Raw genomic sequence first — 13273 nt, 5'->3', positions numbered from 1 at the left:
AACCGAAGGAAAGCCGATGCAGAAAACGATGATCGCCTCACTGGCCCTGATGGCCCTGTTCAGCAGCGTGGCGTCCGCCGCGGCACTGCGCGTGGCCGCCGATCCGGTGCCGCACAGTGAAATCCTCAACCACATCCAACAAACCGACAAACAGCTCGATCTGCAGGTGATCGAGCTTAACGGCAACTTAAACGCCAACGAACTGCTGGCGCGCGGCGACGTCGATGCCAATTATTTCCAGCATGTGCCTTATCTGCGCGATCAGGAAAAAGCGCTGGGCGAAAAATTTGCCGTGGTGGCGACCGTGCATATTGAGCCGCTCGGCATCTACTCGCACAAAGTGAAATCACTGAAAGATTTGCCTGATGGCGCGCAGGTGGCGGTGCCCAACAACGTGACTAACCTGAGCCGCGCGCTCTATCTGCTGCAGGCCAGCGGCCTGATTACGCTGAAAAGCCGCAGCGCCACGACGCTGGTGACCACGGCGGACATCAGTGACAACCCGCACCATCTGAAGATCATTGAGGTTGAAGCGCCGCAGCTGCCGCGCGCGCTGGACGATGTGCAGCTGGCGATTATTAACGGTAACTATGCCCTGCAGGCCGGGCTGGTGCCGTCGAAAGACGCGCTGGCGCTGGAGCAGGCAAAGGATAATCCGTATGCCAACGTGCTGGTCACCACGCCAAAGCTGGCTGATGACCCGCGCATTCTCGCGTTAGCGAAAGATCTCGAATCAAAGCAAACTGCTGAATTTATCAACCAGCACTATAAAGGATCGGTTATTCCGGTTAATCAATAATGCCCGGCGCCACCTGCGGCTGACAGGTGGCGCACCCGCTGTTCTGTGGTATATTTCGCCACCAACACCAGTGGCACCTGCTGCATAACATAAAAAATAACTTATCAATTGATGGCTATTTCCCGCTTCGTCAGACTTCAGCGACTGACGCTTTCCCGCGCGCTGTATCGCCTGTTACTGCCAGCCCTGTGTCTGCTGCTCAGCGGCTGCGGGACACTGTCGCAAACGTCCGCACCGGTGAGCGATCGCGTGTACCTGTCCCACGCCACCTTCCATGAAAACGTCGATGACATTGTGCGCCACTACATGCAGCAGAAGCAGGTGTCGGGCATCAGCATCGCCATTATTCACCAGCGCGGCGCGCCGCAGTTTTACAGCTATGGCGTCACCGATGCGCGCCAGCGCTATCCCATCACGCCGGATACGCTGTTTGCGCTGGGCTCGCTGAGCAAAGGCGTTACCGCGGAGGTCATTATCGGGCTGGTGGATCGCGGCGAGCTGCACTGGAACGACACGCTGGCCACGCTGCTGCCGCGCGGCGTGCCGCTGAGTGAGGATGCAAAACGCATCACGCTGCTGCAGCTGGTCACGCACACCTCGGGGCTGCCGCGCCAGGATATGGATCTGCCGATGTTCCTGAAATTCATGGCTTACCTGCGCAGCGGCGAGAACTTTTATGGCAATCTGGATAGCGATGCCGTGCTGAGTTATCTGGCGGATTTCAGCGCCCCCGCACACCCGGCGGCACAGTACTCCAATCTCGGCTATGCGCTGCTGGGCTATATTCTGCAGCATCGTCTGCATCAGGACATTGAAACGCTGGCGCAGCATCAGCTGTTTGGTCCGCTCGGCATGACCAGCAGCAGCTTCCATCCGCAAACCCTGCGCGGCTATCCGTGGCGCGCGCTGGGCCACGCCGGCGATCAGCCCAAACTGATCGCGCGCGGTCAGCTGACGCCGGACTGGACCTTTCACGGCAACATGATTGCGGCCGCCAGTCTGTACAGCAACGCGCGCGATCTGATTCGCTACCTCGATGCGCATCTGCAACGTGATACGCACGGCGCGCTCGGTCAGGCGCTGGCGCAGGTCAATTATCCTTATGAGCAGCATGGCAACCAGGCGCAGAATATCGCCTGGGTAACCGACACCTATGGTCAGCAGCAGATCACCTATCAGGTGGGGTATATTGGCGGTTATGCCAGTTTTATCGGCTACGATCGCGCCCACGGCAATGCCATCGTGGTGCTGCAGAATGCCTTCAACTGGAGCAACTATCTCGGCATTGCGCTGCTGCGTGATTTGGCGCGTAAAGATCGCCGGGATATGAACACTGTTGCTTGCAATTTTGCTGCTCAGCAAAGCGCGCCGCCTGAGGTATGCTGTGGAGCGAAATTTGACGCGCTAAGCGCGGCGCGGGAACCTTCCGCACGTGGCGCTTGTCAGTAAATGGGACAGTTAAATAATTAACCAGAGTGGAAATCACCAATGCGCAGGACACACGTCACCCTTCTTTCAGCAGGAATTTTTCTGGGCGCTTTAAGCCTGACGCCAGCAGCGCTGGCTGAAGGTGAGCAAACCGATAGCGTACCGATGCCGCCGCAGGTGCAGCAAACCGCACCGGACGCCTCAGCGCCCGCGGCCACCAGCGATGCGCCGGCCAGCAGTGAACCGGCAGAATCCAGCGGCGATGTCGCGCCGATTCGCCCGTCACAAAACGGTCCGGGTGAAGCGCCATCCGCCGCCAATAATTACGATCTGCACACCATCATCATCGATTACAAAGAGTACAAAGTCGGTGACGTGGTGCCGGACGAATACCGTAAAAAGCAGTACACCATCGTGGAGTGGCAGCCGCGTCACCTGCCTGCTCCGCAGGAAGGCACGCACTGGGCTTACATCAATGCCAACTACATCCTGATCACCGACGACAGCGGCAAGATCGTGATGGGCAAATCCGGCGACATTTTCTTCAAGGGCTAAGTGCCCGGCAGCAGGCGCGCTAACTGCGCCACGCCTGCCATCATCTGGCTGGTGCTGGTATTGCCGTATCCCAGCACCAGTCCCTGCTGTTTTTGCTCGCCCAGATAAAAGCCGGACAGCGCGCCAGGCGCATAGCCATGGCGAAACAACTGCGCCGTCAGCGCCACATCATCCACCGTATCCGCTAGTGGCAACACCAGATGCATGCCGCATTCACCGCCGAGCAGCGGCACCCCGGCGCCAAACGTCTCCTGCAGCGCAGCCCGCAGCGTGGCCTGCCGCTGACGATACAGCCTGCGCATTTTGCTCAGGTGGCGGTTGAAATTCCCGCTGCGTAAAAACAGCGCCAGCGCCTGCTGTTCCGGCCGGTTACCGCCGCGTAACAGCTCATGCAAGGCTGGCCGCAGCCGCGGCAGCAGCGGGGCGGGCAGCACCATGTAGCCGATGCGCAGCGCCGGAAACAGGGTTTTGCTGAAGGAGCCGATGTAAATCACCGGCGTCGGCTGCGCCATGCCCTGCATCGCGGCGATAGGCTCGCCGCTGTAGCGAAAATCGCTGTCGTAATCATCTTCGATAATCCACGCCTGATGCTGCTGTGCCGCCGCCAGCAGCGCCAGCCGCCGCGCGGCGCTCATGATCGCGCCGGTGGGATACTGATGCGTCGGCGTGGTGTAAATCAGCCGCGGCGGGCGCTGCTGCCAGTCCTGCGCCGTCGGTGCCAGTCCCTGCGCATCCACCGCAATCGGTTCGATCTGCAGATCGCCGAGGCGCATCGCCGCTTTGGCACCGCGATAGCCCGGCTCTTCCACCCAGCCGGTGTCACCACGATTGGTCAGCAGCGCGACACACAGCGTCAGCGCCTGTTGCGCGCCTTCGGTAATGACAATCTGCTGCGGCGCACAGCGTACGCCACGCGCCAGTGTCAGGTGCTGCGCCAGCGCCTCGCGCAGCGCCAGCTCGCCCAGCGGATCGCCGTAGCCCAGTAGCTGTGCCTGCTGCGCGGTTTGATTGAGCGCACGACGCCACTGCGCCAGCGGGAAATGGGCCAGCGCCGGCGTGCTCGGGCGCAGCGCCAGCTCCTGGCCGGAGAGGCGATGCAGAGAATGTAACCCGGCAGCGCGCGCGGAAACCGGCCAGTGCGCGCTGTCGTCGGATGCCGGCACCGGCAGCGGCATCTGTGCCAGACTGCTGACGCGGCTGCCCTGGCGGTCGCTGAGGATAAATCCTTCCGCCTGCAGCTGTGACCAGACGGCGTTCACCGTATTGCGCGACACCTGCAGCTCAGCCGCCAGCTGGCGGGTCGCTGGCAGACGCGTGCCCGCCGCCAGCTGACCACTCAGTATCGCCTGACGCAGCCGCTGATACAGCTGCTGTTGCAGCGTCAGGCTGCCGTCGGCCTCTAACGGTGCCAGCAGCAGCGAATGCCGGTGTAATGCGCACATCGGCGCCTCCGTGGATCTATCGATTTGTCACATTGTGGCGCTTTTTCCGGAACCAGCAAAGTGGCACGCTACACGCTGTCACTCTCACACAGAAGGAATCGCTGTATGTCATCGCAGACCAATCGTTATGGACAACCCATCGGCCCGGCGCTGGAGGCGTGGCAGCCGCGCCCGTTGCCGCAGGGGCAGATTTTCAGCGGCCAGTATTGCCGGCTTGAGCCGCTGGATGCCGCACGTCACGGTCGCGAGCTGTATGCGGCTTATGCGCTGGCGGAAGATGACCGCGACTGGACCTGGCTGCCGGTCGGGCGCTTTGACGATGAAGCGTCTTATCTGGCATTTGCGCAGCAGTGCCAGCAGAGTCCGGATTACCTGCACTTCGCGGTTATTGACCGGCAAAGCGGGCAGGCGGTCGGCTCGCTGGCGCTGATGCGCATTGAACCGCAGCACGGTGTGATGGAGGTCGGCTTTGTGGTGTTCTCACCGCTGCTGAAGCAAACTCGCATGGCCACCGAAGCTCACTATCTGCTGATGCGTTACGCCTTCGAACAACTCGGCTATCGTCGCTACGAGTGGAAATGCGACAGCTGTAACCAGCCGTCGTACAACGCCGCGCTGCGGCTGGGCTTCCGCTATGAAGGCACGTTTCGTCAGATGATGGTGTATAAAAATCGCAGCCGGGATACCGCCTGGTTCTCTATCATCGACAGCGAATGGCCGCAGGTGAAGCTGGGCTTTGAGCGCTGGCTGGCGGCAGACAATTTCGACGCCCGCGGGCAGCAACGCGCCAGGCTGGAGACATTACGTCAGGCCTGACGCGTGGGCCGGACTGGCTGTCCGGCTAACCGGCAAAAATATATTTGGCGGCTGACAACACAAAGGCGCTGGCCATCGCCATCATCAGCCGCCGATGCCAGAGATTATCGCGTTTGAGCTCATTGAAACCGAGCTGCATGCGATGGTCGAGATCCAGCAGGCGCTCATCCACTTTTTCAAAGCGTTTATCAATTTGCCTGAATCGCTCATCGATTTGTTCAAAACGCTGATCGATTGTTCTGAATTGCGCATCCACTTTTTCAAAGCGTTTATCGATTGATCTGAATTGCGCATCCACCTTTTCGAAGCGTTGATCGATTTGTTCAAAGCGTTGATCAATTTTCCGGAATTGCTCATCGACGTTGTCAAACCGCAGCTCAATGGCTTTAAACGTATGGCGGACCTCATTTTCAAAATGCCTGAGGCTCTGTGCCAGTTTGTCGACACGCTGCGCGGTGGCGTGATTTGCCCGCATCACGCCTTCCATGGCCTGCGAAAGGTGCGTTTTGGTCAGGCTGTTTTCCTGCTGCATTTCGGCAAAAATGTCGACCATCACTTCGGCCTGGTGATCGGCCACGCCCGCCTGCTGCAGCGCTTTGAATGCCTTATGGGTGTTCATCATCGTCGGTATCATCCCTGTTGCTCCTGGTCGCCTTTCCTGTTGCCAGCAAGGTTATCCAGGTGGTGATAGTTGCACCATGTGATGATGTGGATTTTGCGCGACGTCTCGAAAAATATCAATTCGTACAACGAGTAACGCTCAGCGGTAATAAAAAGGGCCTGCACGCTGGCAGGCCCTGGTCTGGCACGCATCGTTATCAATTTTCGGGCTGCGGAATTATTTTTATCTCCGCCATGCCGATGCCGAGTTTGCGCGGATCCTGACCGGTAATGTTGCCAAGATTAGACAGCTGTGGCTCCGGCGGCGCGATGATCAGGTTGCGGCTGGCGCCGGGGTTGGTGAAATGCAGCGTCTGCGTGGAGAACGCGTCACCCAGAGTGAGCTGCTGTTCTTCCTCGCCGACGCGCACCGGAATCGGCCGATGGGCGTTGGCTCCATAGGCGCGCGCGGTGATCACCACGTCAAAGCGCGCCGGCAGCGGATCGACATATTCAATGTTCACCTCCGGCGCGAGGTTGGCGTTCGACCAGCGCCCCCAGCTTTCCGGCCGTGAAATGCCGCTAAAACGCTTCACGCTGGCTGGCGCGCCCGGCACGGTCAGCAGGAAGCTGTCCGCCTGATAGCGAATGGCATTGTCCTCAATGCGCATCTGCTGCTCATTGAGCTGATAGGTGGCGGCGCTGACCTCTACGTTGGGGAACTGCGCTTTACCCTGCCACACCGGCTGGTCGATGCGCGTCACCGTGGGCTGTCCGCCGGTCTGGCCCATCGCCAGGCAGAGATCGGTCGACAGCGCCAGCGTCGGCTGCCATAGCCGGCCCATTTTGAAGCAGCGATCGACCCAGACAAACTTATCGCTGGCGGCAAAATCGGCCAGCTGGAAGCGCAGCGGCGCGGCGTATTCGCCTTCCGGCAGCGGCTCTACCTGTTTATCGGAAACGCGGAACAGAATGGGCAGCCTGAACGTCGCGCCCGAGAAGCTAAAGGTATTTTTGGGCTGGTCGATGGTGAAGGTGTTCATCTGGCTGGGGAAATTCCACAGCTGGATGATATCGGCTTTCCATGCCGTCACTTTCTTCGCCATGTCATCGAACTGGCTGGAGAGCGAAGCCGAAGACAGCCCGCTGCGGCCAAGGCCAATCGCGTTATCCCCGCCAAGAATATCCAGCACCGTGGCACCGTTATCCAGCGTGCTGCGCTTGCCGTCCAGCACTTCGGCCTGCGGCTGATCGCCGCGGATCACCATAAACAGATCGCGGCGCGGTTGCTTGATCAGATACTGGTGCGCGGTGTTGTTCATGGCCAGGTGATCGGAACTCACCACAATCACGGTGTTTTTAAACCACGGCGAGGCTTTGATGCGGGCAATCAGGCGCGCCACGTGCTCCTGTGAACAGGCCACGGCGCTGAATGACTGATTGGGTTTACCGTCATAGCTGTAACTTTTGCGCTGGCAGCTGCGCGAAATAAAGCCGTCCGGATGATGGGTGTCCACGGTGAGCGTAAACAGCGCAAAGCGTTTCTGCTGACGCGACAGCTCCTCATACTTTTCAAACACTTCATCCATCACCGTATCGTCGTAAAAGCCCCAGTTGTTACGGTAGCTGGGGTCGGCGACGCGGCTCTTCAGCTCCTGCGAGCCGTACATGTTGGCGGCGTCAAAACCGTGTGACAGCAAAAAGGTGTCTTTGCCGGCAAAGCGCAGATCTGCGCCCTGAATAAACCAGTTCTCATAGCCGGAGTGTTTGAGAATATCGCCGAGGCAGATATTTTGCGGATAGAAGCTGGAAAGCGAAGCCGAGGCGTTGCCGTCGAACGGCGCAAACAGCGGAATACCGCACTGGGACGCCACCATGCCGGCGATGGTGTAATCGGTGCCGGGCAGTTGCTCGGTATTGCTGAAGTCAATGCTGTGATCTTTTTCGCGGCTCAGCTCCGGTGCCAGGCCGGGAAAAGCCTGCTGATCGAAGTAGGTACGTTCAAGACTTTCGCCGTAGATATATACCAGGTTGAGCTTCGGCGCGTTAATCTGCTTGTTAGGCGTTTTGTAATAGGTTTCGAAATCCGAGTCGGCCTGGCGTGCGTGAGAAGCGATCAGCTCTTTTACCTGGCGAAACGCTGGCGTGGTTTGCACCGAGCCGGCAGCGCAGGCGATCGCCAGCAGGCTCCAGCCGAGATGGTGTGGACGTTTATGCCGGCGCAGTATCCACGAGAGAAAACAAAACAGCAGAAACAGGCCGATGATTAAGCCAATCGCCGGTACCACGTATTTGCTCACGCCCGCGCCGGTCAGGCTGTTGGTCAGGGTGTACAACACCGCATCGTTGATGCCATCGCCGGTAAAATAGTTGCTGGCATACAGCGTGGCGTTAAGCACGATGAACAGGGTAAGCAGCAGTAAGATCAGGATAAACCAGAATTTATTTCGCCCGGCTTTGTACGAATAGACTGCAATCGCAGCCAAAAAGAGCACTATTGACAGCAACTCCAACGGCAGATCCTCACATTAAGTAAAAAGAACGCGTTCCCTGCGTCTGCGGCCCTCTGCGGGGGTTTTGCGTCAATCTATATTGGCTGTCACAGGGCTGCAACACATCCAACCAGATTTGTGCGGTGCATTGCGAATCGTTTAAGGCGGGTTTAGGCGGAGTCTGATTTAGCCTGGCAGCAACCGACGCGCTGCTGCCGGCCAGGGCGGGCGCGGGGTTTACAGCTTACCGGTAAGATACTGCGCTTCGCCATCGGCAAAGCTCCAGTCGCCTTTGCTGTTGGTGATGAAGCTGATCATCAAATCGTTGCCCTGCACGCCACAATGCTCCTGCAGCTCGCGCGCTAACTCTGCCATAAACCGCGTTTTCTGTTCTTCACTTCTCGGGCTGGTGTACACACGCACCATCACCAGATTGTCGCTGCGCTCGAAGCCCAGGCCAGTATCCTGAAAGACCATCTGATAACGCTTGTTTTCATGAACAATCTGGTAGCGATCGCGCGCCGGAACCTTAAAGGCCGTGAGCACCGCGCGATGGGCGGCATCGAGTAAGGTGCGAATCTCTGCTTCAGAACGGCCCTGAATTACATCAAATGTCAGTAACGGCATCAATAAATCCTCGTTTTTGCCCACGCGGAAAGAGTAGGATGAAACGCTATGCTGCCGCTTGCTGCCGGAAAGAAAAAGCGCGCTGATTAAAATGATTATTTATTATTTTGAACAATCCTGATGAAAGAAATTAAAACCGATGCACTCTGGGTGCATTTGCACTGGCTGACGGTGCTGGCGGAACTGGGCAGTTTTACCCGCGCGGCTGAACGGCTGGATGTCAGCAAAGCGGCGATGAGCCAGAAAATTAAAGAGCTGGAACAAATGGCGGGCGTGGCGCTGGTGCAGCGTACCACGCGCAGCGTGCGGCTGACGTCGGCCGGTGAAAAGCTGGTGGACGACCTGCGCGAGCCGTTTGCGCGCATCGCGCAGAGCTTCTTTAGCGTGCGTGACGAAGCCGGGCCGGTGCGCGGCCTGGTGCGTATCAGCGCGCCGGTGGCGTTTGCCCGCCAGCAGCTGGTGCCGATTATCGGCGACTTTCTGCGCGACTATCCGCAGGTGCGGTTGCAGCTCAACGTCAGCGATCGGCTGGTGTCGCTGGGGAGCGAGGGATTCGATCTCGCCATTCGCCACAGCCAGCAATTGCCGGAAACCCACGTCGCGTTACCGCTGTGTGAAACGCACACGCTGCTGGTGGCCTCGCCAGACTATCTGATGCGCCACGGCACGCCAGACACTCCGCAGGCACTGCAGCAGCATAACTGCCTCTATTATCCGCGCGGGCTTGAGTCGCCGCAGTGGCGCTTTCGCCTGCACAGTGGTGACAGCGAAACGGTGCAGGTGAAGATTCAGGGTAATTTTGCCACCAACAACAGCGAGTCGATACGTGACGCCGCGCTGCAGGGGCTGGGCATTGCTATGCTGCCGGACTTCAGCGCCAGCGCCGCGTTAGCCAGCGGCACGCTGCAGCAGGTACTGCCGCAGTGGCAGGCGGTCGATGCCTTTGCTGACCGCCTGTGGGTAGTGCGACCGTACGCGGCGCAGGTGCCGCGTGCCGTCACCACCTTTATCCACTGGCTACGCGCGCGCTTTGTTGATGGGTGACGCCAGCGGCGCGCTCAGCGGCACGACGGGCTGCATCATCGCGCCCAGCAGGCTGCCGCGGTTGTAATTACCCAGGCGCAGGTTGAAGTCGAGGTGCAGCTGCTCAATACCGCTCAGCTTAATCACCGGCGGCGGCGTGTGCGGCCGCTGATGAAACAGCACCGCGTGGGCAAAAGCGGCACTTTGCCAGTTGCTCAGCCGCTGATAGTAATACGCGTTGGCCTCACATTTACGCAGATACAGGTTCACACGGCGATGTTCGCGCATCGCCGCCTGCTGCGCCAGCGAACCCAGTTGCTGGGCCGGATCGGCGATTTTTTGCGTCAGCAGGGCAAAATCATCGCGCTTTGCCAGTTCATTAAAATAGTTGTGCGCCCCCAGATGCTTGATCGGCGCGTACTGCTTTTGCCATTCACGAATAAACGGGTTGTTGGGCGCAGCGGCGAGAAACCAGTTTTCGATCACCGGTGCCAGATAGTTGACGGTAGCAACTTCGCGATAATAACCAATTACATCCATGCGGCGTTCCTGATGCGCACGATGCACCCAGCTTAGATCTTCAAATAAAAGCGTACTGCAGTCAATGGCGATGCCGCCATAGCGTAATAATAACTCCAGGCGAATAACTTCACTTTTTTGCTGCTCGCTTAATTGTGTGGAAGTAAAAATAAAGTCCGGCAGCACTTCTTTTAACGTTAAACGATTTAATACGTAAACCTGATGGTCGGGATTATCCTGGCGCAGCTGTTTAATATTTAACGCCATCGATTTCGGTAAATATTCATTATCCCAGTACATCCAGATTATTTTAGGTATTTCCGGCAACGCTTTCTCACCAGAAAGTAACACGATATTGTCCTCTTCGCTGGGATCATATTCCGGCGCGCAGAGCGCATTATGCTGTTTTTTCTGCAGTAATGTCTGACCGGTAAAGGCGATTCTCTGCCAGTGTTGCCAGAGCGTAAGGGCTGGCTGGAGACGTTTTTTTGTCATGATGCACCTGATTATTGTGATTATGGGGAGCAAGGATTCCCTGATGCTGGCGGCTAGAGCACGCTTATGTTTCCTGACGGCTGTGTGTAAAAGACTACCCCTGCTTAATAATCGATCTGCAGGGGTAAGGCTACGATTTTTTTTCGCTTTCAGATTTACCGGAATCGGCTGGGTCCGCGATGGGTAATATTTCACATAAATAATATGCTCACTGGGTGGCTTTTTAATTTTTACCGATTAGGACTATTCCTAATAAAATACGCCTTTCCGGGCGCAGGCTGCGGCGTGGAGTAAAAGACGGCGATCGCCGGTCCGTTAACCACGCTGTATTTTCCTCTGGCCTGGCCGCCGCTTGCCCGCCACGGAGTCAGGTTAGCTACGCTTAGACGAGGCAACGAAAAAAAGGAGGCACTATGCAGCCACACAAGCGTGGGTTACTGGCGGTTGATAAGCAGGGCAACCGCGTGCTGTTTCTCAATCCCGACAGCTTCGCCGTTGAGCAGGAGCTGAATGCTTTACCGCCGCGGCCGCATGAACTGCTGATGCTGCCCGCGCTGGAGAAGGCCTATGTGCCGATTTACGGTGATGGCATCCATGGCGACAATCCGCATCCCGGGCACAAGGTGGCGATTATCGATTTGCGCCAGCGGCAGATTCGCGGCTTCATCGATCTGTCACCGCTGAAGGCGCCGCACAGCGGCCAGCTGGGGCGCGATGGTAAAGTTTACCTGTGCTGTGAGTACAGCGCGGCGGTGGCGGTGATCGATCCGCTCAGCGATACGCTGGAGAAAACCATTCGGCTGCCGTCGCATAACGCGCACCGCCTGACGCTATCGCCCAGCGGCCGCAAGCTGTTTACTGAAAACGAAGAGGACGCCAGCATCACCGTGGTGGATTTGTGCGAGGTGGAAGGGCGCATCATAGATAACATCCTGCTGCCGGGACCGATCGCCGGCATTGCCGCCTCGCCAAAGCACCCCTATCTGGTGGCCAGCGCGGCAGACGCGCCGCTGCTGTACGTGGTGGATCGCCAGAGCCACCGTATCCGCCAGCGCATCACGCTGCCCGGCCATCAGCAGCCGTGCCAGGTGGTGCGATTCAGTGCCAACGGTGAGCGGCTGGTGGCGATTGGCGACGGCGAAGGAGTGGTGACGTTGTTTGACGATCTGCTCAATCCGCTGGGTGATGTTGCGGTGGGCAACCAGCCGATGGATGGCTGTTTCAGCGCCGATAACCACAGCCTGCTGATCGCTAATCAGGGCGACGGCTCGCTTAGCCTGATTGATCTGACGCAGATGAAGGTGATTGCCACGCCGCAGGCCGGCACCGGCTGCGAAGTGCTGAGCTATTTTCATCTACAGTCCTGAGCGCGAGGCGGGCGCTCAGATAAACGGGCGATGATAAATCGCGCTGCTCCAGTGGCGGCTGCTGGCGTGTTTTTCTGCCTGCCAGCCGCGCTTGCGCAGCTGACGCGCAATCAGTTTGTTCATGATGCCGTGGCCCACCAGCAGTACCGTTCCGTGCTGCGACAGGGCAATCAGTTTGTCCGCTGCCCGCTGCGCGCGCTGCCGCGCATGCTGCACCGATTCCACGCGCCCGGCGTAGCCGCATAGCCACAGCAGTCGCAACAGCGCCAGCCACAGCGTTAAAGGCAGGTGCAGCCGCGCAAACGGCAGCAGCGGCATCGCCACCTCGCTGAACACCTCATCCACCTCCTGCGGCTGCAGGCCGAGCTTCGCCAGCGATGAGCGCGCGCGCGGCAGCGGGCTGGAGGCAATCACACTGGCCATGCGCGCAATCGCTCTGCTGCGCGGCGGTGGCGCATCACAAATCACCGCCTGATCATAGCCGGCACACCAGTCCGCCAGCGCCCGCGCCGTGAAGCGGCCGCTTACCGGATGGTCTGGCTTGCCGTGTCGCATAAGAATGATGGTCATAACGCTCCTGAGTGAAGGGGATCCAGTGTACTGCAGGCACGCAGCATCGCATGCGGTCGGGACGGTTTTAAGAATAATGCCCGGATGTCATCAAAACTTAACTGAAATGTGCGAAAACGACGCGGTGAAAGTTCGGTCGCTTTTTTCGCTAATGATAAGCAATAGTCGTTAATCACGCAGCGTGCGGGGATTTTTTTCGTGCGTGCCGGGCAATGTAATGTCATGAATTAACGCCATTTTTATCTTTTTCTCCAGCGCCATTGTGAAGATAATTTAATTATTTTCCATTTGATCACTTGATTTATCTACGCGCGTAGATAGACTGTCTTCACAGTGACAACTCACGGTGCCAGAGACGAAGTTGGCCTTGAGATGACCCAGTTACATTTGCCGTGCTAATGCGATCGATGAAAAAAACATCGGCGAAATCAGGCAAATAGATGAATTCCAACACCAGGGAATTCTTTACTGACCTTTCATCCAGGTTTGCCTACTGAACGTCGCCACCGGGGAGTTCCGCTTGTTGCAAGGGAACCGACC

At 58.1% G+C, this 13273-nt stretch carries 12 protein-coding genes; 6 read left to right on the top strand and 6 right to left on the bottom strand.

The genetic code is table 11. From position 1 onward, the window contains the following. Nucleotides 1–16: 16 nt before the first annotated feature. The 3 genes from MXF20_RS11590 (at nt 17) to MXF20_RS11580 (ending at nt 2782) form a co-directional block, all read left to right on the top strand. A complete protein-coding gene (locus MXF20_RS11590; RefSeq protein WP_325969503.1) occupies nt 17–799 on the top strand; it encodes a MetQ/NlpA family ABC transporter substrate-binding protein in 783 nt (260 codons plus the stop codon). A 111-nt stretch (nt 800–910) separates the two neighbouring features. Next, nucleotides 911–2248 carry a serine hydrolase domain-containing protein gene (locus MXF20_RS11585; RefSeq protein WP_325969501.1) on the top strand — a complete coding sequence of 446 codons (1338 nt, stop codon included), beginning with the start codon at nt 911–913 and terminating at the stop codon, nt 2246–2248. Between the two features lie 39 nt (nt 2249–2287). After that, complete coding sequence (locus MXF20_RS11580; protein WP_031279558.1) at nt 2288–2782, top strand: RcnB family protein; 495 nt, start codon at nt 2288–2290, stop codon at nt 2780–2782. Here MXF20_RS11580 and MXF20_RS11575 read toward each other — a convergent pair. Continuing rightward, nucleotides 2779–4224 carry a PLP-dependent aminotransferase family protein gene (locus tag MXF20_RS11575; protein WP_325969500.1) on the bottom strand — a complete coding sequence of 482 codons (1446 nt, stop codon included), beginning with the start codon at nt 4222–4224 and terminating at the stop codon, nt 2779–2781. The two genes, MXF20_RS11580 and MXF20_RS11575, sit on opposite strands and share 4 nt — an antisense overlap. A 105-nt stretch (nt 4225–4329) precedes the next feature. Between MXF20_RS11575 and MXF20_RS11570 the strand changes: the two genes are divergently transcribed. Next, nucleotides 4330–5040, top strand: a complete 711-nt coding sequence (locus tag MXF20_RS11570) for a GNAT family protein (protein WP_325969499.1) — start codon at nt 4330–4332, stop codon at nt 5038–5040. A gap of 25 nt (nt 5041–5065) precedes the next feature. Here the strand turns inward: MXF20_RS11570 and MXF20_RS11565 are convergent, their stop codons facing one another. The 3 genes from MXF20_RS11565 to MXF20_RS11555 form a co-directional block, all read right to left on the bottom strand. After that, complete coding sequence (locus tag MXF20_RS11565; protein ID WP_325969498.1) at nt 5066–5617, bottom strand: hypothetical protein; 552 nt, start codon at nt 5615–5617, stop codon at nt 5066–5068. Nucleotides 5618–5858: 241 nt separating this feature from the next. After that, nucleotides 5859–8159: a phosphatidylglycerol--membrane-oligosaccharide glycerophosphotransferase gene (gene opgB / locus MXF20_RS11560; protein ID WP_325969680.1), complete on the bottom strand. Its 2301-nt coding sequence runs from the start codon at nt 8157–8159 to the stop codon at nt 5859–5861. Between the two features lie 210 nt (nt 8160–8369). After that, nucleotides 8370–8759: a tautomerase family protein gene (locus tag MXF20_RS11555; RefSeq protein ID WP_325969497.1), complete on the bottom strand. Its 390-nt coding sequence runs from the start codon at nt 8757–8759 to the stop codon at nt 8370–8372. Nucleotides 8760–8879: 120 nt separating this feature from the next. On the opposite strand from MXF20_RS11555, the gene MXF20_RS11550 reads away from it, so the two are divergent. Then, entirely contained in the window at nt 8880–9803 is a 924-nt protein-coding gene (locus MXF20_RS11550) for a LysR family transcriptional regulator (RefSeq protein WP_325969496.1), read from the top strand. Here the strand turns inward: MXF20_RS11550 and MXF20_RS11545 are convergent. Continuing rightward, nucleotides 9777–10991, bottom strand: a complete 1215-nt coding sequence (locus tag MXF20_RS11545) for a glycosyltransferase family 32 protein (RefSeq protein WP_325969495.1) — start codon at nt 10989–10991, stop codon at nt 9777–9779. The genes MXF20_RS11550 and MXF20_RS11545 overlap by 27 nt on opposite strands. A 218-nt stretch (nt 10992–11209) precedes the next feature. Here MXF20_RS11545 and MXF20_RS11540 point away from each other — a divergent pair, with 218 nt between their 5' ends. Then, nucleotides 11210–12163: a WD40 repeat domain-containing protein gene (locus tag MXF20_RS11540; protein ID WP_325969494.1), complete on the top strand. Its 954-nt coding sequence runs from the start codon at nt 11210–11212 to the stop codon at nt 12161–12163. A 15-nt stretch (nt 12164–12178) separates the two neighbouring features. Here MXF20_RS11540 and MXF20_RS11535 read toward each other — a convergent pair whose 3' ends face one another. Beyond that, a complete protein-coding gene (locus MXF20_RS11535; protein ID WP_325969493.1) occupies nt 12179–12733 on the bottom strand; it encodes a histidine phosphatase family protein in 555 nt (184 codons plus the stop codon). Nucleotides 12734–13273: the final 540 nt, after the last annotated feature.

Origin of the sequence: Pantoea dispersa (genome assembly GCF_035783935.1) — a bacterium.
GTDB lineage: Bacteria > Pseudomonadota > Gammaproteobacteria > Enterobacterales > Enterobacteriaceae > Pantoea > Pantoea dispersa_C.
Note: the sequence above shows the minus strand (reverse complement) of the source record. Positions and strands in the feature narration are given on the sequence as shown.